Source organism: Streptococcus suis, assembly GCF_016743335.1.
GTDB lineage: Bacteria > Bacillota > Bacilli > Lactobacillales > Streptococcaceae > Streptococcus > Streptococcus suis_Y.
In genome coordinates this window covers 37,807-62,808 of sequence record NZ_WCJE01000003.1, presented here as the reverse complement: position 1 = coordinate 62,808, position 25,002 = coordinate 37,807, and the positions used below count along the sequence as shown (strand labels likewise).

The following is a 25,002-nucleotide window of genomic DNA, read 5'->3' as shown; positions in this document are numbered from 1 at the left end:
ATATAGCTACAAACTTAAACGAAACTGAAAATCAAAAAGTTTTTCTGAAAATATTTTCTTGACTATGAAATTACTAATTGCACCCAAACACGAAAACAGCCGACCGTGGTCGACTGTTTTCTAGGAGATTATATGAAAAAGAAAAGTTGTTTGCTATTTCTAGCTTGAATATAGTATATAGCTACAAGCTTAAACGAAACTGAAAATTTTCTTAGCCTTATCTTAAATTGATTCTTGTTTTGAATACCTATACTGAAAAAATAGCACCCCTGCTCGGAAGGCATTATCTAAAATCGTTGCAATCCAAATGGCTGACAAACTGATTTTAAAAAATGTTACAAGTAAATAAGCTATGCCAATCCGCACTAGCCACATACCGATAGTTGTGGCATAGAAGGGTAATCTAGCATTTCCCAAACCTTGCCAAAGAGCTGTCAAAATAAGAGTGCCAGCTGTAAAGGGAACTCCCAACATGGCATAAAATAATACTGTTTGACTAGCTTGTGCTGCTTGAATATCCTTAGTATAAAGACTGATTAGGAAAGGCCCCGCAAAATAAGTCACACCAGCCACCAAAAACATAAACAGCAAAGAAAGGCTAAAGCTTGTTCGAAAAATATGTCGAACCATAGCCTTATCCTGTCTGTGTTTTGCTGTAAGGATGATTGTAGCGGTAGCAATCCCTAAAGCCGGCATATAGTTAAACTGCGTCAGGGTTTCTCCAATCGCATTTCCAGCTACCGTCGCTGTCCCTAAGCTGGTAATCAAAGCTACGACTACCACATCTCCCACCCGCATCATCAACCGTTCACCGGTTGCTGGCAGGGCAAGTCTAAGCAGTTCTTTATCAAAGGACCAGATCCATGGTTTTAAAGAAATTGGTAAGCGAGACCAAAGCAGGCTACAACCAATCAACCGCGATAAGACCGTGCCAATCGCAACTCCAGCTACACCTGCATGAAGCACAAAGACTGCAAATGCCGAAAATAGTGCATTTAGAACATTTGAGAGCAGGCTGATATACATAGGAAAACGTGGTTCCCCCAAGGTTCGTAAGATTGCACTCAAACTTGTCATGAGTCCCAAAAAAGGTGCTCCCCCACCAACCAATATCAAATAAAGACCTCCAGCCTGTACCACTTCTGACTCTGCCCCCAAGCTAGTAAGTACTATTGGACCTACCAGAACTGAAAAAATTCCTAAAAGGAGACCGATAAAAACTGTAAACTTGACACTTTCACTAGCAGTTCCTCCAATGCCTTCTGAACCCCCTTCACCCAAAGCCTGAGCCAAACGAGAAGACACCGCTGCTGCTAGGGCAATAAAAACCGCCTGATAGACGGCTAAAATATTATTAGCAAGGGAAACTCCAGACAAGGCTACGATGCCAATACTGGCTACTAGATAAGAGTCTACTACCCCCATTAACATCTGGAGAAGGTTTTCCCCCATAGCTGGAAAGGCAATGGTTAAAATTTCTTTATAGGTTTGTTTGTTCATAATCTCTATTTCAACTGTTTAATATCTACTATTTTATCACAAACCAGATTCAATAGCTCTTCATCGTGAGAAATTAACAAAACCAACTTATTCTTCATTTTTAAGTCTACTAAAGCGGAAGCAACTTGCTGCATTCGTCTCAAATCCAAGCCGCTCGTCGGTTCATCAAAAATGAAAATTTCCTTATCTGCCAGTAAGCTAGCTACTATCATCACGCGCTGTTGTTCACCACCCGATAAACTGACCGGATGTCTCTCCAACAAATCCGATAGACCAAAACGAGCTACCAAATGTTCATCGACAGCTCTATTTTTCCTTCCAAGAGTAAGTTCTCGCTCAACACTTTCCGCAAATAGTTGGAGTCGAACATCCTGCATAACAAAGGCTGTTTTTTCCAATCTCTGCCGACTAGATAAGGTTTGACCTTGCCAAGAAATCCTACTCTTCTTATCTTCCACTAAACCGACCAGATAACGAGCAAGGCTTGTTTTTCCAGAACCATTCGCTCCAACCAAACCCACCACCTGTCCTGGTGCCAAGCAGAGTTTTTCAATCTCGTAGAGGGTATTCTCTTTCTGACTTACCGATAAATTTTCAACAAGTAAACCCTCTTTATCATTAACAAACTGGTCTGCCAGCTCCGCTATTGCCCGCCCATAAGGCGCCGAGTCATAACAACGCAGTCCCATATCCTGACGGCATTCTTCTGTCCGACTTAAAAACTCATCTGCTAGATAATCCGTCACCACTTGCCCATCTTGAAAATATAAATAGCGATCTGCCAACTGACTGAGATAAGACAGTCTATGCTCGGCAATAATAATGGTCTTGCCTTGGCTTTTTAAAGTTTTCAAGATGTCCTTTACAATCGCAATCCCTTCCTGATCTAGGTTGGCAGTCGGCTCATCTAAAACCAAGACATCTGTCCCTTGCATGGCTGTAACGGCCAAGGCTAGACGTTGTTGCTGACCACCTGATAGACTGGAAATCGTTCGCTGGCTAAGAGAAGCCAAACCAAATAATTCCATAACCCAAGCCAGGCGATTCTCGATTTCTTCTCTTGATAAACCCTGATTTTCACAAGGGAAAACCAATTCCTGCAAGACCTGACTATGAAAAAATTGAGTAGACGGATGCTGAAAGACTGAAGCAATGTGCCGAGATATTTCTTCCAGACTAGATTTTTGTAAATCCAAGTCCCCTAAGAAAATTTTTCCCGAAAGCTGAGCAGGATAATATTCTGGCGTCAAACCATTTAACACCTTGAGAAAACTAGACTTCCCAGAGCCACTCTCCCCACATAAAACAACACACTGGCCTTTTGGAATGGTCAGATCCTCTATCTGCAAGGCTGGTTTATCTGCTCCTGAATAAGTTAATGCTACATTTTTTACCGTCACAGCCGGACGAGAATCAGAAAACCGAGACAACATAAACAAAGACTCCAATCTAGCACGGTCCAAGACGACCGAATATATGCAGGTGATTTCGTAGATACAGCCAAACCTTTTGTCAGACTGGCTACTGTCAGTTCCTGAGCTGTTCGCAAGAGAGACATCATCAAGGGAACCAAGAAAAACTCCATGTACTGGAGTGGCTTACAAACCACATCTCTCTTCCGTAAAAAAATTCCTCTAACCTTCAAAGAGGCACAAATCGTACGAGCATCCTGTTTAATGGCAGGTAGGAAACGAAACATTACTCCCAACGTCAAAAGAAATACCTCTGGTAGGCGCCATTTCCGCAAGCCATGAATGAGTTCGTAACCACTTGTCGTCATCAGTAATAGATGTCCTGCCAAAAGCGGAGGCCATGTATAGGTCAATACAAGCAACAAATGCGTCAGCCATGCTGGTAAAAATGTAATATAGGACAACAGACAAAAAATAGAATAGGCTATCGGACTCATTATGGCCATTTTCCGCTTTCCAGAAAACCAGAAAAGCAGGCTAAGGCCTAAGACCAGCACTGCATTTTCTAATATTGTAAGCCTCATCCCATAGGTAAAACTAGTGAAGATGACGAGAATAATTTTTGTACGAGCATCTAATTTCATGAAAGATAACCTGATTGTTTAAAATAGCGCTGAAGCATATATTGACCAAACAAACCACTGATAAGAGCTGTTAAGATAATGGTCGTTGACAACCATAGTACATTCTCTGGAGTGAAATCAAGCATGACACGAGCGATGTATTCTGCTGATTTTCCACGTGCCAAAAGATTGGCCTCATAGGCATCTCGCATGAACCACATAAGAATAATAGGTCCTAAGTTTCCAAAAGAGAAAATGATATAGCTAAAAAGATTGGTCCATTTTTGTTTATAGTGACCTGACTTCGCTACCATTTCTGCCAAAAAACCAAAGGTCAAACTTGGGAGAAAGGCCGCTGTCATATAGCCTGATAGGAAAAAGAAACAGGCCATTACTGCTCCAACCAGACTAATTGAACCAAACTTGCCAACCTTGGCAATCAAGAGCATATAGACTGGACCAGCCAAGAGGGCTGCAAAAGCTGGAGCATACATCATATTACCCGAGCGATCAAAAACCAAGCTCAACAAGGTTCCTAGACCAACACAAACAAAGTAGAGGGCAGCAAAAGCCCCTGTTACCATCAGATCTTTTACTTGTAATTTCTTCATTTATTTTTCCTTTACTAATTGTCCGTCTTCCAAGCGGAAAATGGTATCCGCACAAGCCATGGTCGAGCTTCTATGAGAAATCAAGAAGACCATGCCCTGGCAGTGTTCCTTAACCAGTTGGATAAAGCGGGCTTCATTGAGCGAATCTAGGTTACTAGTTGGCTCATCAAAGATATAGCAATCCGCATTTTTGAGCAGGGCTCGCATGAGTTCCAAGCGTTGCCCCTCTCCTGCTGAAAAATCACTGGCCTCCACAAGCGTATCCAAGCCCTGCGGTGCTGCCAAAATCCGTCCTTTCATGTGACATTTTTCTGCCAAGTCCATGATGGTTTCATCCGACACATCTGTCCGACCCAAGACAAGATTTTCTCGAATGGTCTGGCGGAAGATTTGTGGCACCTGTGGTACATAGGCAAAAGACCCCTGCAAATGTGCCTTATCTACCTGCCGACTATCCAAGCCAGACAGGCGGATTTGACCTTTTTGCCAGTCATACCACCGCATGATTAGTTTCATCAAGGTGGATTTTCCTGCACCGGACTCACCGACCAAACCAATAATACCACCCTGTTCAAACTGGACAGACAGGTTCCGATAGAGCCCTGTTTCACGGTCATCATAGTCGAAGTCCAGTTGCTCGATAACAATGTCCGTCACGCTGACCTCAACCAAGTCACCTGTTCGCTCTGCTTCTTTTTCATCCAAAAGAGCATAGATGTTGCGACCAGCATTCATGGCTCGCTTGAAACCAAGAGGCAGACGGCTGAGTTCCAAGAAGGGAGCAAAGGAGCTAGTGAAAGAAACCAGCAGGGCTACTCCTGTCGCTAAGTCCAAACTCTGACTGCTAACCAAGTCGAAGACCAGCCAGGCAAAGCCCATGATAGACAAGCCCACCACCAAGAAGGAGACGGCATACTGCATGAAGTTGGTCTGGGCGACCTTTCTCTCCTGACCATTGACCTCTTGGCTTTTCTGCGTCAGATTGGCAAAACGTTCATCTGTCTGCTGGAACTGCATGAGGTCCTTCATGCTTTTGAGACTTTCAATAAAGTAGGACACATAGCCCTTACGGCTAGCATTTTGCTCCTTGAGCAAGGGCTGCAGCTGCTTGGCAAACTGATTTGGAATAGCAATCGCCAAAATGGCATAGGTCACCAGAGCCAGCAAAGCCAAACCCCAGCTGGATAGACCGAAATAGACTGTCAGACCAAGTGCCACCAGAATCCCTGTACAAATGGGGGCAATGGTGTGAGCAAAGAAAACCTCTAAGGCCTCGATGTCCTCCCCAATCATCTTAAGCAGGCTACCACTGTCCTGCCGATCCAATTTCTCAGGAGCCAAGGCCCGCAGTTTTGCAAAAATCAAACGACGATAGGCCGCCAGCGTATGAAAGGCCACATAGTGACCAAAGTAATGCTCACCATAGCGGAAGGCACCACGTAAAAGAGCTAGGAGAATGAGGATTCCCAAGGTCCATAGCGGAGCAGGATTGCCAGTAAGGGCTGCAAAAGCCAGATAGACCAAGATGACTGGAATAGCAATGGTCACCACCTGTCCCAAGACCGCAAAGCAAACCGCCACCGCAATCCGTGGCAAGAGGTGTTTCATCGAGCCCAAGAGTCTCGGAATCAGCACACTTGTTGGCATTTCTTTCTTATCCATAAACGGCTTCCTCCAATTCTCTTTGTTGATCAACCAGCTGACCATAGACCAAGCTAGTCTGATAAAGCGTGGCATGGTTGCCTGTCACAGCTCCCTCCGCAGACAAGAAGAGAATATCATCTGCCTGCTCCACCTGCTTCATCTTATGGGTAATGATGATGACAATCGCATCTTTTGCCACCAAGTTTATCAAATCGTAAATCAAGCCTTCATTGTCCTGATCGACGCTGGACGTCACCTCGTCAAAGATATAAAGGGAGCGTTTAGCCAAGACCGCACGGGCACAGATAACCTGCTGGCGTTGACCAGGCGACAAGAAAGCACCGTCATCACCCACAATCGTATCCAAACCGTCTGGCAGATTTTTAACAAACTGCAAGACCCCATGCTGATCCGCCCAGGCCAAGATGTCCTCCTTGGACCAGTCACAAGCCATCCGCAAGTTATCATAGATAGACTGGTTGAGTAGGGTTGACTGACCCGACACATAGAGAACCTGCTCATTCAGAGAAAGCTGACTGATACCTGAAATCTCCTGCTGACCCAAGTAAATAGCTCCCTTATCCGCCCGCAAGCGTCCCAAGAGCAGCTGGGCCAAGGTCGTTTTCCCCTGCCCTGACTCGCCCGCCAAGGCATAGACCTTTCCAGCTGTCATGGTCATAGAAATATCTTTTAAGACTGGCTTTTCTCCGTAGGCAAAGGCCAAATCTTCCAGTTTCAGACTGTCAAAAGCAGGCACATGGACAGAATCGATTTCCTGCTCCGCTGTCATACTGTCCAAGAAACCAAAAATGCGATCCGCCATCTTGGTATTCATCATCACCAAGTGCATACCGTAGCCCTGCTCCCGTATGGGTGCAAAAAACTCCGTCGCAATGAGGACAAAGAAAAGCATACTAAAGAGGGAGAGATTGCCTGCCGCTAGGCTATTGACCGCCACAAAACCAGACAAGCCAATCCCCAGATACATGACCGCATCCATGTAGCCCACCGCTTGCAGCTGAAAGCTGAGTAGCTCCATGGTCGCATCGCGGAAGTCCTCGGCCTGCTCATTGAAGGTCTTCTCATAAGTCGCGTCCGCCTGATAGGAATAAAGGGTATTAAGCCCCTTGAGGTCGTCCAGGAAAAGATTGCCCACATCCATGTAGGATCCCCAGTAGCGATTCATGATCCGCTTGGACCGCTTCTGCATAGCGATAATGGAAATGGGAATCAGAGGCAGAGCCAAGATGAAAATGACTGCGCCAAGCGGGAAAATCAGAAAGACCAGCAAGAGAACCGTCGCACAGTTGAACTGGGTCCGCAGAGAAGATGCCATGTAGTAGGAATAGTAGGTATCCAGACTATCAATCCCCTGTGAAGCGATGTTAAAGACATCTGCCGCTGTCGCTTTTGACTCAAACTGACCGTCCTTGGCCAAGAGAGCCTCAAAGAAAGACTGCTTAAGCGAATCCCGAGCAAACTGGGAGCCTATTCCTTGTAAGCGTTTGGCAATCAGAGCCACACCATATCCAAAGGCATTGAGACCTAGCAAGATGAGGACAAACTGTACTAAATCAACCTGTCCGCCCTCATAGTAGGTCACAAAACCCTTAGCAATCAGATAAAAGGAAATAATCCTCATCAAAAATTGGACCCAGGATAGAAAGGCTGCCAAATAGACCAGCTTCATCTTGGGCTTGATGCGTTCTTTGAGCCGCTTCAAGAGGGCTTTTTTCTTTTCTCTGGAGATTTTCTCCTGTTCTTGTGCCATACGCCACCTCATCTACAAGTATTCCTATATAGTATATCATTCTTTGAATTATCTGTAAATTTTAATTTAAACAACAAAAAGAAAACAAACTGTTCAAAATGAGCAGTTTGTCATAAAATGAATCGAAATTAAACACCCAAATAGCGTTCCACCTCAGCCTGCATTGCTGCTGCTGCAACAACGGTAGTGTGACGGACAGGTGCTGTTTCCAAGCCGTCCACAGCTGGTGGCAGGGCTACACCTGAAATCTCATGCAATTTTGCAAGGGCTTCAAAGTCGGTCAAGCCTGACTGGCCTGTCACAGCCTCAACCGCAACCACAGGGAACTTGTAAGGACTAGCAGTTGACGCAATCACTGTCGGAGTTTGGTCTCCTGTTTGCTCCACATACTGTTTATAGACAGCTGAGGCAACAGCCGTATGTGGATCTTCAATGTAGTTTGACTCGTCATAGACACGCTTGATTTCCGCAGCCGTTTCTTCTTCTGTCGCAAAGGCGGCAGCAAAGAGAGAGAGGATATCCGCGTCAGCCCCTTGAATATCATACTGACCAACCGTATTCAAGGCCTCCATGAGCTCGGCTGTTTTTGCAGCATCATTGCCAAAGAGATGGAAAATCAACCGCTCCAAGTTAGAAGACACCAAGATGTCCATGGACGGACTAGTCGTCACGCGGAAGGTACGGTTCTTGTCGTAAACGCCTGTCGAGAAGAAGTCAGTCAAGACGTTGTTGTCGTTGGACGCACAGATGAGTTTGCCAACTGGCAGACCGATTTGTTTGGCGTAATAAGCTGCCAAGATATTTCCGAAATTTCCTGTTGGAACGGTGAAGTTGACCTTATCACCCGCCGCAATCTCGCCAGTCTTGACCAGCTGAGCATAGGCATAGACATAGTACACAATCTGTGGCACCAAGCGGCCGATGTTCATAGAGTTAGCAGATGAAAACTGGAGTTTCTTAGCCGCCAATTTGGCACGGAGGGCCTCATCGTTGAACATATGCTTGACATTTGTCTGAGCGTCGTCGAAGTTTCCGTCAATGGCCACTACGTGCGTGTTGGCACCGGTTTGCGTGGTCATTTGCAATTCCTGGACCTTAGACACCCCGTCACGTGGGTAGAAGACAATGATTTGCGTGCCAGGAACGTCCGCAAAGCCAGCCATGGCCGCCTTGCCCGTATCGCCTGAAGTCGCGGTCAAGATGACAATCTCATTTTCCAAACCATGCTTTTTAGCAGCAGTCGTCATCAAGTAAGGGAGGATGGACAGAGCCATATCCTTGAAGGCAATGGTTGAGCCTCGGAAGAGCTCCAAGTTGTACTGACCCTTGAGCTTAACAACTGGGGCAATAACTGGCGTGTCAAACTTGCTGTCGTAGGCGTTGTTGATACAGTAGTCCAACTCGTCTGCCGTGAAATCGTCCAAGAAAGCCGACAAAATCAGCTTGGCAACTTCTTGATAAGAAGCATCTTTCAAAACAGAAAAATCCAAGTCAACTGTTGGAATAGAAATCGGTGTGAACAAACCACCGTCGGTCGCCAATCCCTGTAAAATCGCCTGACTAGCCGATACAGTATTTTTTGCATCACGTGTTGATTGATAAACTAGTGTCATAATATTCTCCGCAAAAATCTATTTTTTCTATTCTACCATAAAACCCACCTAAATTAACAGAAAATTGGCAAGATAAAACAAAAAACCGAACGCTTGTCCGGTTTTCTTAGTCAATACTTCCACCAATCCCCTTAAATTTTTCAACCAAGGCACTAATTTTTTGGAAAACAGTCTGCTTCTTCGTATGATACTGAGGATTTAGGGGGCTCATCTTCGGCAAGGTTTCATTGAGGGCATTCCCATTTTCGCTGGCATATTCCCTCCTCAAAGAAAGTTGAATATACCGCTTGGCACTCTCTTCATTCAAGCCTTCTTGCTGAATAAGCTCGGCAACTTCTTTTTTCTGTTCCTCCCGTGCAAAGAGGAAGAATTTTTCGATAATGTCCGTCTTATCCACAAAACTATCCAAATCACTTCGGTGAATAAACTTCACAATCAGATCTTCCTTAGCTCGATTACCAAGACTGGCACGAATGGTCCGTGTGATTTCTTCTACCAAAGTGTCCTTATCCGATACTGTTTTATTGGTTTCAAAAATCAACTCCAAGATATAGTCTAGGTTGATTTCTTGTGATTTCAGCAATTCGACCTCAAAGACTACTGAGTCCCAATCTACCTTCGATTTGCTGTCTTGCTGATTTTGGCGTTCATGGGTATACCAATCTCTAATGTCATTGTAGGCAGAACGATAATCCTGAATTTCCCGAACTGTCGGTATAGGAAGCTGAGCCAGTTCTTCCATGATTTCAGTATCCATCTGGTATTTGGCTTGAAAAGTAGCTACTTCCTCAGGATTTTCAAAATCAAGCATCTGAACGGCTTGTAAACGCACAAAGTCATCGTAGTTCTGGAGAATATTATCCAGCTTCAAAAACTTCCCGAATAAGTCTACAAAGGCCTTCTTATCACTTTCTTTAACAATCTCACTTGGATCTGGAAAACGCTCTAGGAGCTCCTGGGCAACAGCCAAATAGCCGGCTTTCTGCTCACCAGCATCGTCGTAACCCTCCAAGTAGTCTGTGTAGGAGCGTTCCAACAAGACCTCTGCTGTTTCCGTTTTTCCAAAGAGCTTGATAGCATCTGTCGTCGCTTTCTCCAAATCTCGGAAAGTCACAATATTACCAAAGGACTTGGTCGCATCATAAATCCGATTGGTTCGTGAAAAGGCTTGAATTAGTCCATGATAACGCAGGTTTTTATCCACAAACAAGGTATTCAAAGTAGGAGCATCAAAACCTGTCAAGAACATTCCCACTACAATCAATAAATCGACTTCACCCGTCTTCACGCGTTTGGCTAAGTCACGGTAATAATTCTGGAAATCATTGCCGTTGATGGTGTAGTTAGTCTGAAACAGTCGGTTATAATCCTCTACACAGCGACTTAAAAACTCTTTACTACTGAGGTCGGGTAGGTCGTTCGGTGTAAAATTCTCATCATCAATTTCTCCAATCGCAACCTGGGCCTCATTAGCTGCAAAAGAGAAGATCGTCGCAATTTTTAGTGGCTTTTCTCGTCCGACTTGCTGCTCCTGCAATTCCTGGTAATAGGCTTTGGCAGCTTCAACACTCGAAACGGCAAACATAGCATTAAAGCCTTTTCCAGATTGTCGGTGTGTTTTTTGATTGAAATGCTCCAAGATATAACTGGAAATCTCTGAAATTCGAGTTGGGTGCAAAAGAGCTTTCTTGGTCTCAGCAGCACTCAACTTTTCCAAATCCTGCTCTGTTTCATAGGCCTTGAATTGTGGACGGACATCATTGTAATCCACCATGAATTTCAAGACCTTCTGGTCCCGTATGGCATCCGTAATCACGTAAGAATGGAGCTCTTTTCCAAAGACGGAGGCAGTGGTTTCTGCACCTAAAGCATTCTCCACCTTAATCGGTGTTCCTGTAAATCCGAACTGACAATACTTCTTAAATTTTTTCTTCAGGCGTTTTTGAGCCTCACCAAACTGCGAGCGATGGCACTCATCAAAGATGAAAACCACTTGCTTGTCATAGATTTCGTGCTCCTGCTCACTTGTCATGAAATGATTGAGTTTTTGAATGGTGGTCACCACAATTTTATTGTCATCTTTTTCAATATTTCGCTTGAGCCCTGCAGTACTGTTGGATCCATTAACCGAATCAGGCGAGAACCGCTGGTACTCCTTCATGGTCTGATAATCCAAATCCTTGCGGTCAACTACGAAAAAGACCTTGTCCACTTCGTCCATCTCTGTCGCCAAGCGTGCCGCCTTAAAACTAGTCAAGGTCTTTCCAGATCCAGTCGTATGCCAAATATAGCCACCTGTTTCTGGCCCACTCTTGATTTTTGAAGCAATAGCAGAGCGAATTTTCCAGATAATCCTCTCAGTCGCCGCAATCTGATAAGGACGCATGATTAGCAGGGTATCACTGGTATCAAAAACGGAATAGTTTATCAAGACATTTAACAAGGTCTGCTTACTCAAGAAAGTTGCTGTGAAATCCTTCAAATCCTTGATCGGATTATTGTTCTTCAAGGCCCAATTCATAGTGAAATCAAAGGAATTCTTGTTCCGCTTGGTCGTGTTGGCAAAGTAGCGGGTGTCTGTCCCATTTGAAATAATAAAGAGTTGCAGGTACTTGAAGAGAGAATTTTCTTCGTTAAAACTTTCCTTACTGTAGCGATGAACTTGGTTAAAAGCCTCCCGAATGGCAACTCCGCGTTTTTTCAACTCAATCTGAACCAGAGGCAACCCATTGACCAGGAGGGTCACGTCGTACCGATTGGCACTCGTTCCCGTCTGTTTCATCTGGTTAATGACCTGCAATTTATTTCGACTGATGTTCTTCTTATCCCACAGGTAGATATTTTGAATATGCCCGTCATCAAAAATAAAGTCATAGACATGATCATCATGAAGCTTACGCGTCCGATCAATCAAGCTCTCGCTTGGTTTATTCAAATACTCATCCAAAAACCGTTGCCACTCTGCGTCTGTAAAGCTGACACGATTGAGCGTTTCCATCTGCGTCCGAAGATTTCCCAGCAATGCTTCAGGAGTGGTCAAATAGTTCAGATACTCATAGCCTTGCTGCTGCAAATCCGCAATCAGCTCCTTCTCCAAATCAGCTTCTGTCTGATAATGACCTGGCTGCACTGATTTCACATACTTGTCCAAAACGATGAAGTTATTGGATTCGATAATCGGGTCTGTTTGAATAATATCAGTCATGGTTGCTCCTTATAAAATAGTTGACATGATGAATACTGTTTTATACCTAGATTATACCAAAAAACGAGGATTGAAACATCCTCGCACTGTATTCAAAATGATTTATACCGCATTTCCTCTGATAATGATATTGTAACTAATTTTTAGCTCTTGATACTGACTGTATTCTACAAATCCTTCTTTTTGGAGTCTTCCCAAAACAATACTTGGATGGATACCGATTTCATGAGCAAAACGAATGATGGATGATTTATCAAAAGATTTTTCTGCTACAAACTGTTCATATTCGTTCGTAGGAATAAGAAATTCTTGAGCAAATTGATCCGCTTTTTGCTCTTTTTCTTCATAAGCATCCCTATCATCATAATCCGAGTAAAAATCATTATGTAAAATATGACCTAATTCATGGAAAAATGAGAACCAAAAAATATCTGAACGCTTATTTTTATCAGTTAACAACAATAATACACTACCATTTTTAAATCGCTTGGTCGCACCATTCAGATTGGCATTTTTTAATTTTGGAAGTCCGACCAAACAAATACCACATTCCAATAATTTTGAATGTAACATCGGGTAAAATTCTCCACCATCTTTCAAGGTCATCTCTCGTAGTTCTGGTAGTATTTTTACTAATTTTGACTTATTAAACTTTGTGTCAGTTGCATCTTTTGATAATTTTATAGCCAACTCAAGCATAACATTTGAATTTACCACCGAACGCTCATCAAAACCTTTTGTATTTCGATAACTAACAAGCTGATTGAACTGACTCAGATATGTAAGATTTGAAATTTGAAAAAGCTTTCTCAACTCAGCCACTTTTTGTAGCAAGCTATACCTTCCCGGTGGAACAAAGCCGTGTCTTTTGAAATAATCAAAATCAATCAACTTCAAAATCTCTTTTTCATCTTGATTTTGAAGTTCCTCTATTTCAAGAACCTTTGCATCATAGCTCGCTTGAAGATTTAACCAAGTAAGAATTGATACCCCTGTTAATTTAAATAGTTTATTAGCAAGATCCTTACTGACTGAAATTTCACCATTTACCAATTTACTGATTGTTTTTGGGGTTGTCCCTAAACGAATCGCAAACTCTTCTTGGGACATATTTAAGTCTTCTATTATCTCTTCAACATAAGAACCTGGATGGAAAGCGATTAAATCTTTATAGTTTTGAATGTTATGAACCATAATGATTACTTACCTCCTCAATTTGAATTATTCTAATACTCTGGGCATTGGAAAATACAGTATCTTTCTCCTCATCAAAGCAGACGATTAATCTGTAAGAACCTCTACGACCGTCAATATCCAGAGCATATTCTCCCTCTCTATCTCCTTTTAAATCATGAAAATGATACGTCGGAAATGCGATTACGGAAGCGAGATTGTCAGCACTCTCAATAAAATTGACCAACTTGTGCAACTTCTTGGCAACCTTATCTGAAAAGTCTTTCTTTGCTATCCTCAAATTTGTACACTGCTTTTCAACTGTTCTATTATTATATTGGATTTGCATTCAATTTCCTTTCGCAATCTCTACCAAAATTACCTTTTTGGTAATTTTATTTTACATTATTCTTTGTTATATGTAAAACAATATCCTCTCAAATCAAAAAGAATTGCAGTTGAACCACAATTCTTTGTTTCTCATCCTATTTATTCGTATTTGTTGGGAAAATTGAGCAAGGTATCTCTAAAATACTGATACTGCTTCTGACGCAACTCAATTTCCTTTGGCAAACCGTGAGAAATCGAGGTCGTCAACTCATCAAATTTGTCGAGGATAGCAACGATGCGTTTTTGAGTTGAAAAAGATGGTAAGACGATAAGCATCTTCTGTATATTTTTAGGATACAACTCAATTACTTTCGTCCCAACAACCATTTTTTCTTTTTGTCGTTGAAAATCATTGGATTGAAAATAATAGACCAGAAATTTTGACGATTGCTCAGTTTGTAAAGCACAAGAGTGACCTCCAATCCCTACTTCTTCATTTCCTTCCCATACGACTGCTTTTCCAACATCTTCGACATTCTCAGAAGTCGTTGCCATGACAATGTCACCCGGCTGAGCTTTCTTTAATTTAGCAAAGACGCTTTGGTCAGTGAAAGAGATTGTCTTATCCGTCGAAAAGCCATAGCGAGTGTAAATCTGTCCGTAATGAATAACGGGGTAACCCTCTTCTGTAAAATCTTTCTTCTGAAGGCCATTTCCACGAGTAAAGGTGCAAATTGCCCCCAACTCTCCCCGTATCGGACCAAAGACCCAGTTTAAGAGCCTAATCAGGTCTTGTCTGTACTGTACTGTACTGTACTGTCAGTGTACACGCCTTCGGCGGTGAATGTCAAGAGTTTTTCTCTAAAATATTCATACTGTTTTTGGCGTAACTCAATCTCCTTGGGCAGTCCGATATTAAGGTCGTTACAAACTGCATCGAAGTTATCAAGAACTTGGACGATGCGTTGTTGGATAGGGAGAGAAGGAACGGGGATGGGGATTTTATCCAGAATAGCTTGGGTCAAACTTGGTCTTGTTGGATTTGTTGCCATACTCTCCAAATCAATGGTAGTTAAGTAATAATATAAATATCTTGGCACAACCTGACTGTCATCAATTTCAGTATAGTAAATCGTATCAACATTCCAAAAAGGTTTTTCGAGATAAAATAGATTAGATATCGACCCTTTTCTGGGAATTAAGACAGTCGGTTTATTATACGCATATTCTGAGACGAACTCTCCCATCGCACCACCACTACCATAGACCGGAACATCACCAACAGAAAGACTTTTCCAATCTTTTCCATTTTTCAATTTTGCAATATCCCCCAGCGTCTTCCACTCAACCTGATAAACTTTATTGTTCGCCCCCCCCGAACTATCACTATCAAAGTTCAATAAATAATCTCTAAAATAATTATATTGCTTCTGTCGGAGGGTCAATTCTGCGGTCAATTCTGCGGTCAATTCTGTAACATATTCAGTGAATTTGTCAAGTATTTTCACAATTTCTTCCTGAATTTCTAGCGGGGGGATAGGGATTTTGATTTTCGCCATGACATTTGACATCAGTTTCGGATTTCCCATACCTGAAGACACGTATTTTTTAGTTGTAATTGTTAAATAATAATAAACAAACTTAGTAAGTAATTTATCATTTTGTATATCTACTAAACCACAAACATTAGTGATACTAAATTTTCCTTGACGATAAAATACTGTACCAGCATTTGCACCATCAGTTGTCCATGTTATGTATTCGCCATCAAAATCAAATGTTGAAATTTTACCAATCTCGCCACTGTTTGCAGTTTGGGAGGAATAAACTGGAAACACGCCTTTATTTTCTTCTAAAAACTGTTTAGACATCACTTTCCCACGAGAAAGTTTTGCAACCTCTCTATCCCCCAACTCTTTCCACTCAACTCCATTTGGACAGTAATCTTGTAGCATCTTTTCGATTTGGTTCATACTAGCATCCTTTCATTCGCCCACTTTGTCGTTGCAAGGAGGCAAAGTTATGACTTTGCCTTATTTCCCACCTCAAACAGTCACTCCCCTGACTGTTTGAGCCATTAGGGCAGAGGTCAGCCAACATTTCTTCTATTTTTGTCATTTTTTCTCCCCCTCTTGAGCTGTTTTTTCTAGGTGTTTGAGGTGGGCTAGGTAGTCTTTTTCAACTTGACTGAGGGTCTTGGCTTTATATTTTCGGTACTCTTGACTGACTTTTTCCGTCATCTGCTCGCGGGATATAGTTCCTGCATGGGTCAGGAGGTCCTCACCCGTTGCCAGTAAAATCCGATCCACGTGCTGGATCCAGTCCGCCATGGTCATGACAATCTGACGCTGGGCCTGCCTCTCGGCAAAGTCCAAATACCCCGATACCAACTGATTGAGACCTTGTAACTCTTGCTCGGTCAGATAATTTTTGGCAACCGTAGCCTCCGAAAAGGTTGGCAATTCACCCTTGAAGGTCGTCAAGCCCATAAATTCTTTCTCACTATCTACTCTAGTGTAAATCAGTTCGCTTGCGGTATGGTGATGAATGGCATAATGCAACTTATTTTGCACCGTTGCAAAAAATTGCTGGGCTTCACTACTTCTTGCATTATAGTCACTTGAGGTCGCAAACAAGTCTAAAATCTGACGATAAAACACTTTTTCGCTTGAACGAATATCTCGAATGCGGTCAAGGAGTTCCTTGAAATAAGACCCGCCGCCCAAATTTTTCAAACGGTCATCGTCCATAGCAAAGCCTTTGATCAAGTACTCTTTTAAAACAGTTGAAGCGTAGTTCCGAAATTGTACTCCACGAGGTGACCGTACCCGATAGCCGATAGCCAGTATCATATCCAGGTTGTAGTAAGCAGTCTTTCGGCTCTGGGTTTTTCCTGCCATTGCCCCGTGTTGAGTGGTTGTCAACTGATAGTTGACAACCACTTTTTCATCAAGTTCGCCATCCTCAAAAATAGCCTTAATATGCTTGCTGATATTCTGCTTGGAAGTCTGAAAAAGTTCCGCCAACTCCAACTGGGTCAGCCAGACTGTTCCATTGTCCAGATGAAGTTCGATTGACGCCTTGCCGTCATCTGTTGTGTAGATGATGATATCATTGGTCATGACTCAACTCCTCCACAATCTTGTCAATCTCAGCACGTAGACGGTCAATATTCTTCACAGTTTCAGCGATATCTTTGTTCAACTGAACGATGTCAATCTTCTCTCGCGTATCTTCCTTTTCTACATAGGTCGAAACAGACAGGTTGTAATCATTTTCGACAATCTTCTCATGTGATGCAACTGAAACAAAATATTCCTTATCTTCTCCCTTGTCAAATCCATCTAAAATATTCTGGATATTGTCTTCGGTTAAGATGTTATTATTGGTTTCTTTTTTAAATTCCCGACTGGCATCTATAAAGAGTGTATCTGTCGTATTCTTATTTTTAGCCAAAACGAGAATACAGGTAGCAATAGAGGTACCAAAAAAAAGATTGTCCGGTAGCTGAATGACAGCCTCAACAAAGTTTCCATCCACTAGGTACTTCCGGATTTTTTGCTCTGCACCTCCACGATAAAAAATACCAGGGAAGGTCACGATGGCTGCTCTGCCTTTTGACGAAAGATAGGAAAGACTGTGCATGATGAAGGCAAAGTCAGCCTTGGACTTTGGAGCCAAAATCCCAGCTGGTGCAAAGCGATCATCATTGATTAAGGTTGGATCATCGCTGCCAATCCACTTGATGGAGTAAGGAGGATTTGATACGATGGCATCAAAGGGTTTATCGTTGCCGTGTTTGGGATCTAGCAGGGTATTGCCACGCTCAATGCTAAATTTATCATAGTTGATGTTGTGAAGGAACATGTTCATACGAGCCAGGTTATAAGTGGTCATATTAATTTCCTGTCCATAAAAACCATCCTCGATGATATGTTCAGTAAACTGTTTCTTAGCTTGAAGCAAGAGCGATCCCGATCCACATGCAGGATCGTAAATTTTGTTAATCTTGTTTTTCTCGTCTTTTCCCAGCATGACAATCTTAGCCAGCAACTTGGACACGCTTTGAGGGGTAAAAAATTCCCCGCCTGACTTACCAGCATTCGAGGCATAGTTTGAAATCAAGAACTCATAGGCATCACCAAAAAGGTCGATTTTGTTATCCTCGAAATCCCCAAAATCAAGATTAGCAATCTCTTCTAAAATATCCACCAAACGCTGATTTCTTTCCGCAACAGAATTGCCCAGACGGTTACTCCGCGTGTCAACGTCATCAAAGAGGCCCTTGATATCATGCTCACTGTCATAGCCAATCGCACTATCCTCAATGGCATCAAAAATCTTCCTCAACTCCGTGTTGAGATTTTCGTTACCTCTAGCCTGTTTCACCACATTTGAAAATAACTGCGACGGATAGATAAAATATCCCTTGGTTTTGACTGCATCATCCTTGATGACATCTGTAATCTGCCCCTCTGGAAAATTAGCATAATCTACATCTGGATCTCCACCCTCGATGTAATTTTTAAAATTCTCACTGATAAAACGGTAGAACAGAATTCCCAAGACGTACTGTTTGAAATCCCAACCATCTACTGCTCCTCGTACCTTATCTGCAATCGCCCATATTTTCCGGTGAAGTTCCTGTCTTTGTGCTTGCTCTGACATCATCATTACCTCAATTTACTAAAAACTAGTATTAGTATACCATTTTTTCAATTGCTAGAGAACCCTGTCCCTATGGATATTTTCTACCCCAACATACAACACAACTTCAAACGCATAAATTACCAATATAGACTAGTAAAGTCAGATTTCGCAATGACCTTTCCCTTATCAACATTTATTAATCAACTATTCATGCACAAAAACACCAACCTACTCACGTAAGCTGGTGTTTGAGAAAGTTTTGGAGGCTAATCCAATTGTTTATACAAGGATTATTAAGAAATGATTTGTTAACAAACACTTGCATATGCATTTTAAAATCAGTTTTTCCTAAGAGAGTCTAGGCGGCAAAGGCGAAGCTAAACCATCAAGGAATGATTTTCTAAACGAGACAAGGCGAACGACCGAAATAATTCTAGTCCTAAGTCGTTCTAGGCAGATTGACGAGGGTAGAACTATAGTTCACCGAGGAAATCTAACGACGAAAGACGACGGAATAGGATTATTTCAAACGACCTGGACGTTCTTTGTAACCATAGTAGGCATCTTCGATGATTTCTTGCATGTGGTCAACCATTGCTAGACGTGGGTTAGCTGGGGTACATTGATCTTCGTAGGCAAGAAGAGCCAATTCGCGAGAGTGTTCTTTGAGTTCTTTCTCGTCGATACCTTGTGCTTTCAAGTTCATTTGGATACCGATGCGTTCACCGAGGTCGTAAACTGCTTGTGCGTATGCTGCAACAGCTTCTTCTGGTGTTGAGCATGGCAAGCCTAGAAGACGAGCGATGTCTTGGTATTTTTCATCTGCTTTATAGTAGTTGTACTTAGGCCATGTAGCTGTCTTAGCTGGACGAGTACCGTTGTAGCGGATAACGTATGGAAGCAAGATAGCGTTTGTACGACCGTGAACAGTATGGAAACGTCCACCAATCTTATGAGCCATTGAGTGAGAAATACCTAGGAATGCGTTGGCGAAGGCCATACCTGCCATAGTTGATGCGTTGTGCATTTTCTCACGTGATACAAAGTCAGCATTCTTCACTGAGCTTTCAAGGTTTTCAAATACTAGTTTGATAGCTTGAAGTGCTAAACCATCTGTAAAGTCGTTGGCTACTGTTGAAACGTATGCTTCTGTAGCGTGAGTCAATACGTCCATACCAGTATCCGCTGTAACGTGTGCAGGTACTGTCAATACGAGTGCTGGGTCAACGATTGCCACAGTTGGTGTCAATGAGTAGTCAGCGATTGGGTATTTACGGTTGTTTGCTTTATCAGAGATTACGGCGAACGGTGTTACTTCTGAACCTGTACCTGATGTAGTTGGGATCGCGATAAACTTAGATTTCTTACCAAGTTCTGGGAACTTGAAGGCACGTTTACGGATATCCATGAATTTTTGAACCAGGTCATGGAAATCAACTGTTGGTTGTTCGTAGAAGAGCCACATAACTTTGGCAGCATCCATTGGTGAACCACCACCGAGTGCGATGATTGTATCTGGTTTGAAAGTACGCATCAATTCTGTACCTTTATAAACCGTTGTGATGTCTGGATCTGGCTCAACGTCTGAGAAGATTTGATAAACAACTTTATTACGACGAAGGTCCAATTGTTCGATGATACGATCTAGGAATCCAAGTTCTACCATGGCACGGTCTGTAACGATCATGACACGTTCAACGTCACGGCATTTTTGGAGATATTGGATAGAATCACGTTCGAAGTATGTTTTAGAAGGAACTTTAAACCATTGCATATTATTTCTACGTCTTCCTACTTTCTTGATGTTGAGCAAGTTCATAGCACTTACGTTATCACTGATTGAGTTGCGTCCGTAAGAACCACAACCAAGTGTCAATGATGGCAAGAATGCGTTGTAAACATCACCGATACCACCGAAAGTAGATGGAGAGTTCCAAATAACACGGATAGCACGTACGATTGTACCAAACTCTTTCGCCAATTCTGCGTCTTCCGTATGAATAGCTGCAGAGTGACCGAGACCGTGGAATTCAACCATTTGGCGAGCTGCTTCAAGACCTTCTGCACGACCATCAACTTTCAAGACGGCAATAACAGGTGACAATTTCTCACGAGTCAATGGTTCTTTCTCACCGATTTCAGCAACCTCAGCTGCCAAGATGTTTGTACCTTCTGGCACTGAGAAGCCGGCCTGCTCAGCGATCCATGCAGCTGGGCGACCAACGATGTCTGCGTTCAATTTACCTTCAGCACAGTTTTTGCTGTTAGCTTTCACACCGAAGCAGTATTCTTCAAGAAGAGCTTTTTCTTTCTTATTAACGAAGTAAGTTTTGTAAGATTTGAATTCTGCTACAAACTCATCGTAAACTTCTTTATCAATGATAACTGCTTGTTCTGACGCACAGACCATACCATTATCAAATGACTTAGACATCACGATATCATGAGCAGCTTGACGGATGTTTGCAGATTTTTCAACATAGGCAGGAACGTTGCCGGCACCTACACCAAGAGCTGGTTTACCACAAGAGTAAGCCGCACGCACCATGGCGTTACCACCAGTTGCAAGAATAGTCGCAATACCATCATGTTTCATCAACTCAGATGTTGCTTCCATAGATGGTTTTGTTACCCACTGGATACAGTTTTCTGGAGCACCAGCTGCCACAGCTGCTTCATAGACAACACGCGCTGCGTGAGCTGAAGATTCTTGAGCAGATGGGTGGAAGGCAAAGACGATTGGGTTGCGTGTTTTCAAGGCAATCAAGGATTTGAAGATAGCAGTGGACGTTGGGTTTGTTGTTGGTGTGATACCACAAACAACACCGACCGGCTCAGCAATCAAAGTCAAGCCCGTAACGTCATCTTCTTCGATGACACCAACTGTTTTTGTATGACGCATATTGTTAACCACGTGCTCACAGGCAAACAAATTTTTAGTCGCCTTATCTTCGAATACACCACGCTTGGTTTCTTCAAAGGCGTGCATTGCCAATTCACCGTGTTTATCAAGGGCTGCAACCGAAGCTTTCGCTACAATATAGTCTACTTCTTCTTGACCAAGTTTACGGAACTCATCAAGAGCAACCAAACCTTTTTGAACAAGCTCATCGACGTGCTTGCGCGCTTCTACCAACTTTTCTTCTGGTGATACTACTTTTTTATCAGCCATTGTGTTCCTCCAAATATACTCGCTAACTATTTGTTAACTTTTTCACAATGTTATTCTACTATTTTTTATTTTATTTGTAAAGAGAAATTGTTAATTTTTTCACATTTTTTCTGTTTTGTTTTGGAAAGCGCTTACTTTTTCCTGTTTTCAGAAAACATTCAGATTTGTTTCTGCTTTGTTTGGTCGAAAAATACATAAAGTAAGACAAATCTTTATCATTTATTCTTTCTCTAACATTTACGATACTAGTTTATCAAGAAAACGCTTCCATGTAAATAGATTTTTTTGAAAAAGTTTGGATAAATTTCTGGTTTTTTCCATTTATAGATATTAATTTAAATCTATTGATATACTTGCTTTATTTTTGTTTTTGTGATATTATTAACAAAAAATAAATTATATTAACACATTTAAAAAATGTGCTGCAATAAATAGGAGGTCTGCCATGAAAGCAGTTGTTGTTAATCCAGAATCTACTGGTGTTGTCGTTGTTGAAAAAGAACTTCGTCCACTTGAAGCTGGCGAAGCTTTGGTCCAAATTGAGTACTGTGGTGTTTGTCACACTGACCTCCACGTTGCCAATGGTGATTTTGGTAAGGTTCCTGGTCGCGTTCTTGGTCACGAAGGAATCGGTATTGTTACAGAAATCGCTCCTGATGTGACCAGCTTGAAGGTCGGCGACCGTGTCAGCGTTGCTTGGTTCTTCCAAGGCTGTGGTATGTGTGAATATTGTACAACCGGTCGCGAAACTCTCTGCCGTACCGTAAAAAATGCAGGCTACTCTGTTGACGGTGGTATGGCTGAGCAATGTATTGTAACAGCAGACTATGCAGTAAAAGTTCCAGAAGGTCTTGATCCAGCTCAAGCAAGCTCCATCACCTGTGCTGGCGTAACCTGCTACAAGGCTATCAAAGAAGCGCACTTGGAACCTGGCCAATGGATTGTCATCTACGGTGCTGGGGGCCTTGGCAACCTTGCAGTCCAATACGCTAAAAAAGTGTTCAATGCCCACGTTATTGCTGTAGATATCAATAATGACAAATTGGAATTAGCCAAGGAAGTCGGTGCAGATGTCATCATCAATGGTCTTGAAGTGGAAGACGTGCCTGGCTATATCAAGGAAGTAACTGGTGGCGGTGCTCACTCAACTGTCGTAACGGCTGTTTCTAAGGTTGCCTTCAACCAGGCTATTGACAGCGTTCGTGCAGGTGGCTATGTCGTGGCTGTTGGACTTCCATCTGAATACATGGACCTCAGCATTGTCAAGACTGTACTAGATGGTATCAAGGTTGTCGGCTCTCTGGTTGGTACTCGTAAAGACCTAGAAGAAGCCTTCCACTTCGGTGCTATGGGCTTGGTTGTTCCAGTCGTTCAAAAACGTCCAGTCGAAGATGCCGAAGCCGTCTTTGATGAAATGGCTGCAGGTACTATCCAAGGTCGCATGGTCTTAGACTTCTGCCACTCACACTAATGCGTTCTCCACTATTTTCAAGAAGTGATTATCCAATCGCTTCTTTTTTGCTTTCTAAAATAAAAAGAAGCAGCTTAGACTACTACTTCTCTAATTTTTCTAAAATACTTGCAAAATCTGTTTTGAGCTCTTCCAAGCTTGTTTCAACTTGACTTCTTGTCTGGTTATTTTTAACCACAACCTGTCCAGATTCAATTTCACTACCACCCAGGGTAATGATGGCCTTGGCTCCAAAGACATCTGCTGACTTAAACTGGGCCTTGAGCTTGCGGTCCAGATAGTCACGCTCTGCACGGAAACCTTGCTTGCGAATGGCCTGCACCAACTCCAACGCTCCGCTATTGGCCTCCTGACCTAAAACCGCGATATAAACATCTAACTGGGTGTCGAGAGGGAGCTCGATGCCTTGCTTTTCAAGTACGAGAATCAGACGTTCAATCCCCATACCAAAGCCAAAGGCTGGCGTTTCTGGTCCACCAAAGTAGGTCACCAAACCATCATAACGGCCACCGGCACAGATGGTCAGGTCGTTACCACCCACTTCTGTCATAAACTCGAAAATGGTGTGATTGTAGTAGTCCAAACCACGCACCATGTTGGTGTCAATGGTGTAAGCAATACCTAGGCTGTCCAACATAGTCTTAACCGCTTCAAAGTGGACTCTACTTTCTTCGTCCAAGTAATCCAAGATAGACGGTGCATTTTCTACTGCTACCTTGTCTTCTTTTTCCTTGGAATCCAACACACGCAAGGGATTTTCTTCCAAGCGACGCTGGCTGTCCTTAGATAGCTGGTCCTTGAGTGGCGTCAGATAGTCAATCAAGGCCTGGCGATAAGCGGCACGACTCTCGGGATTACCCAAACTATTGAGGTGGAGGCGAATGTCCTTGATCCCCAGCTCCTCAAAGAAGTGGTAGGCCATAGCAATGGTTTCCACGTCTGTCGCTGGATTATTGGAACCAAAGCACTCCACACCAATCTGGTGGAACTGACGGAGACGACCTGCCTGCGGACGCTCGTAGCGGAACATTGGGCCCATGTAATAGAACTTAGCTGGCTTTTGTACTTCTGGAGCAAAGAGCTTGTTTTCTACATAGGAGCGAACAACCGGTGCCGTCCCTTCTGGACGGAGGGTGATATGACGGTCGCCCTTGTCATAGAAATCGTACATCTCCTTGGTCACAATGTCCGTCGTATCGCCAACCGAACGGCTGATCACCTCGTAATGCTCGAAGATCGGTGTGCGAATCTCTGCGTAATTGTACTGTTTGAAAATGCTACGAGCAAAATTTTCCACATACTGCCACTTGGCTGATTCCTGTGGTAGTAAATCTTGCGTTCCTTTTGGTTTTTGTAGTTTCATAATAAAGTGTATAAAGCCAACTTATGTCGCTCGAAGTTGTGCTTATTCCTTTCCAAATTAGGTCATAAGGGCTCAAACTCTACCAGTCGAGCCTTGCAATCCTCCTTATTTTACCATAAATGCTCTGCTATTTGCCAAAAAAGTGAAAAAAATCTGTCAAGTAACTTTACTTTACAAAAAACTTTTGTTATACTGTTAAAGTTGGCGAAAGTCATACGCATTATTTTAGATTTAAAAGGGGCTTGGCCCTGACATTTAATGGAGGAAGAAAGAAATGGCAGTACCTGCACGTCGCACTTCAAAAGCGAAGAAAAACAAACGTCGTACTCACTATAAAGTAGCAGCTCCAACTGTGAAATTTGATGAAACTACTGGAGATTACTCACGTTCTCACCGTGTATCTTTGAAAGGATACTACAAAGGACGTAAAATCGCTAAGGCTGCTTCAGCTGAATAATAGAAGG

General features: G+C 42.8%; 18 protein-coding genes. 2 read left to right on the top strand and 16 right to left on the bottom strand.

Annotated elements, in window-relative coordinates; genetic code table 11:
- Positions 1–222: 222 nt before the first annotated feature.
- The 15 genes from F9856_RS02015 to adhE all read right to left on the bottom strand — a co-directional run bounded on the left by F9856_RS02015 (position 223) and on the right by adhE (position 21,704).
- Entirely contained in the window at positions 223–1,500 is a 1,278-nt protein-coding gene (locus F9856_RS02015; RefSeq protein WP_202105555.1) for an MATE family efflux transporter, read from the bottom strand.
- A gap of 5 nt (positions 1,501–1,505) precedes the next feature.
- Positions 1,506–2,933 (bottom strand): ABC transporter ATP-binding protein, encoded by a 1,428-nt coding sequence (locus F9856_RS02010; protein ID WP_202105554.1) that lies wholly within the window; start codon positions 2,931–2,933, stop codon positions 1,506–1,508.
- Entirely contained in the window at positions 2,897–3,556 is a 660-nt protein-coding gene (locus tag F9856_RS02005; protein WP_202105553.1) for an energy-coupling factor transporter transmembrane component T, read from the bottom strand. Before F9856_RS02005 ends, F9856_RS02010 begins: the two co-directional genes overlap by 37 nt.
- Positions 3,553–4,146: an MptD family putative ECF transporter S component gene (locus F9856_RS02000; RefSeq protein ID WP_202105552.1), complete on the bottom strand. Its 594-nt coding sequence runs from the start codon at positions 4,144–4,146 to the stop codon at positions 3,553–3,555. Before F9856_RS02000 ends, F9856_RS02005 begins: the two co-directional genes overlap by 4 nt.
- Entirely contained in the window at positions 4,147–5,808 is a 1,662-nt protein-coding gene (locus F9856_RS01995) for an ABC transporter ATP-binding protein (RefSeq protein ID WP_202105551.1), read from the bottom strand.
- Entirely contained in the window at positions 5,801–7,561 is a 1,761-nt protein-coding gene (locus F9856_RS01990; protein WP_202105550.1) for an ABC transporter ATP-binding protein/permease, read from the bottom strand. The genes F9856_RS01995 and F9856_RS01990 overlap by 8 nt, the downstream gene beginning before the upstream one ends.
- Before the next feature lie 128 nt (positions 7,562–7,689).
- A complete protein-coding gene (gene thrC / locus F9856_RS01985; RefSeq protein WP_202105549.1) occupies positions 7,690–9,174 on the bottom strand; it encodes a threonine synthase in 1,485 nt (494 codons plus the stop codon).
- Between the two features lie 106 nt (positions 9,175–9,280).
- The gene (locus F9856_RS01980) at positions 9,281–12,379 is read right to left on the bottom strand and encodes a type I restriction endonuclease subunit R (protein ID WP_202105548.1); all 3,099 of its coding nucleotides are present in this window, start codon (positions 12,377–12,379) and stop codon (positions 9,281–9,283) included.
- Positions 12,380–12,481: 102 nt separating this feature from the next.
- A complete protein-coding gene (locus tag F9856_RS01975; protein ID WP_044766313.1) occupies positions 12,482–13,573 on the bottom strand; it encodes a HigA family addiction module antitoxin in 1,092 nt (363 codons plus the stop codon).
- Positions 13,563–13,901, bottom strand: a complete 339-nt coding sequence (locus F9856_RS01970; RefSeq protein WP_202105547.1) for a type II toxin-antitoxin system RelE/ParE family toxin — start codon at positions 13,899–13,901, stop codon at positions 13,563–13,565. Before F9856_RS01970 ends, F9856_RS01975 begins: the two co-directional genes overlap by 11 nt.
- Before the next feature lie 140 nt (positions 13,902–14,041).
- Positions 14,042–14,626 carry a restriction endonuclease subunit S gene (locus tag F9856_RS01965; protein ID WP_236659523.1) on the bottom strand — a complete coding sequence of 195 codons (585 nt, stop codon included), beginning with the start codon at positions 14,624–14,626 and terminating at the stop codon, positions 14,042–14,044.
- 41 nt (positions 14,627–14,667) lie between these two features.
- Entirely contained in the window at positions 14,668–15,855 is a 1,188-nt protein-coding gene (locus F9856_RS01960) for a restriction endonuclease subunit S (protein ID WP_202105546.1), read from the bottom strand.
- Positions 15,856–15,996: 141 nt separating this feature from the next.
- Positions 15,997–17,004 carry a virulence RhuM family protein gene (locus F9856_RS01955; RefSeq protein WP_202105545.1) on the bottom strand — a complete coding sequence of 336 codons (1,008 nt, stop codon included), beginning with the start codon at positions 17,002–17,004 and terminating at the stop codon, positions 15,997–15,999.
- The gene (locus F9856_RS01950) at positions 16,994–18,550 is read right to left on the bottom strand and encodes a type I restriction-modification system subunit M (protein WP_029175210.1); all 1,557 of its coding nucleotides are present in this window, start codon (positions 18,548–18,550) and stop codon (positions 16,994–16,996) included. The genes F9856_RS01955 and F9856_RS01950 overlap by 11 nt, the downstream gene beginning before the upstream one ends.
- A 502-nt stretch (positions 18,551–19,052) precedes the next feature.
- Complete coding sequence (adhE, locus tag F9856_RS01945; RefSeq protein ID WP_044678638.1) at positions 19,053–21,704, bottom strand: bifunctional acetaldehyde-CoA/alcohol dehydrogenase; 2,652 nt, start codon at positions 21,702–21,704, stop codon at positions 19,053–19,055.
- Between the two features lie 445 nt (positions 21,705–22,149).
- On the opposite strand from adhE, the gene adhP reads away from it, so the two are divergent.
- Entirely contained in the window at positions 22,150–23,175 is a 1,026-nt protein-coding gene (gene adhP, locus F9856_RS01940; protein ID WP_105157420.1) for an alcohol dehydrogenase AdhP, read from the top strand.
- Positions 23,176–23,257: 82 nt separating this feature from the next.
- On the opposite strand, the gene hisS is transcribed toward adhP, so the two are convergent.
- The gene (hisS, locus tag F9856_RS01935; protein WP_202105544.1) at positions 23,258–24,538 is read right to left on the bottom strand and encodes a histidine--tRNA ligase; all 1,281 of its coding nucleotides are present in this window, start codon (positions 24,536–24,538) and stop codon (positions 23,258–23,260) included.
- A 274-nt stretch (positions 24,539–24,812) separates the two neighbouring features.
- On the opposite strand from hisS, the gene rpmF reads away from it, so the two are divergent.
- A complete protein-coding gene (gene rpmF, locus F9856_RS01930) occupies positions 24,813–24,995 on the top strand; it encodes a 50S ribosomal protein L32 (RefSeq protein WP_002937589.1) in 183 nt (60 codons plus the stop codon).
- The last annotated feature ends 7 nt before the right edge of the window (positions 24,996–25,002 follow it).

Bases quoted from the DNA above. Each gene is read 5' to 3' on its own strand.
- F9856_RS02015 (WP_202105555.1), bottom strand. From the start codon at position 1,500: ATGAACAAACAAACCTATAAAGAAATTTTAACCATTGCCTTTCCAGCT.
- F9856_RS02010 (WP_202105554.1), bottom strand. From the start codon at position 2,933: ATGTTGTCTCGGTTTTCTGATTCTCGTCCGGCTGTGACGGTAAAAAAT.
- F9856_RS02005 (WP_202105553.1), bottom strand. From the start codon at position 3,556: ATGAAATTAGATGCTCGTACAAAAATTATTCTCGTCATCTTCACTAGT.
- F9856_RS02000 (WP_202105552.1), bottom strand. From the start codon at position 4,146: ATGAAGAAATTACAAGTAAAAGATCTGATGGTAACAGGGGCTTTTGCT.
- F9856_RS01995 (WP_202105551.1), bottom strand. From the start codon at position 5,808: ATGGATAAGAAAGAAATGCCAACAAGTGTGCTGATTCCGAGACTCTTG.
- F9856_RS01990 (WP_202105550.1), bottom strand. From the start codon at position 7,561: ATGGCACAAGAACAGGAGAAAATCTCCAGAGAAAAGAAAAAAGCCCTC.
- thrC (WP_202105549.1), bottom strand. From the start codon at position 9,174: ATGACACTAGTTTATCAATCAACACGTGATGCAAAAAATACTGTATCG.
- F9856_RS01980 (WP_202105548.1), bottom strand. From the start codon at position 12,379: ATGACTGATATTATTCAAACAGACCCGATTATCGAATCCAATAACTTC.
- F9856_RS01975 (WP_044766313.1), bottom strand. From the start codon at position 13,573: ATGGTTCATAACATTCAAAACTATAAAGATTTAATCGCTTTCCATCCA.
- F9856_RS01970 (WP_202105547.1), bottom strand. From the start codon at position 13,901: ATGCAAATCCAATATAATAATAGAACAGTTGAAAAGCAGTGTACAAAT.
- F9856_RS01960 (WP_202105546.1), bottom strand. From the start codon at position 15,855: ATGAACCAAATCGAAAAGATGCTACAAGATTACTGTCCAAATGGAGTT.
- F9856_RS01955 (WP_202105545.1), bottom strand. From the start codon at position 17,004: ATGACCAATGATATCATCATCTACACAACAGATGACGGCAAGGCGTCA.
- F9856_RS01950 (WP_029175210.1), bottom strand. From the start codon at position 18,550: ATGTCAGAGCAAGCACAAAGACAGGAACTTCACCGGAAAATATGGGCG.
- adhE (WP_044678638.1), bottom strand. From the start codon at position 21,704: ATGGCTGATAAAAAAGTAGTATCACCAGAAGAAAAGTTGGTAGAAGCG.
- adhP (WP_105157420.1), top strand. From the start codon at position 22,150: ATGAAAGCAGTTGTTGTTAATCCAGAATCTACTGGTGTTGTCGTTGTT.
- hisS (WP_202105544.1), bottom strand. From the start codon at position 24,538: ATGAAACTACAAAAACCAAAAGGAACGCAAGATTTACTACCACAGGAA.
- rpmF (WP_002937589.1), top strand. From the start codon at position 24,813: ATGGCAGTACCTGCACGTCGCACTTCAAAAGCGAAGAAAAACAAACGT.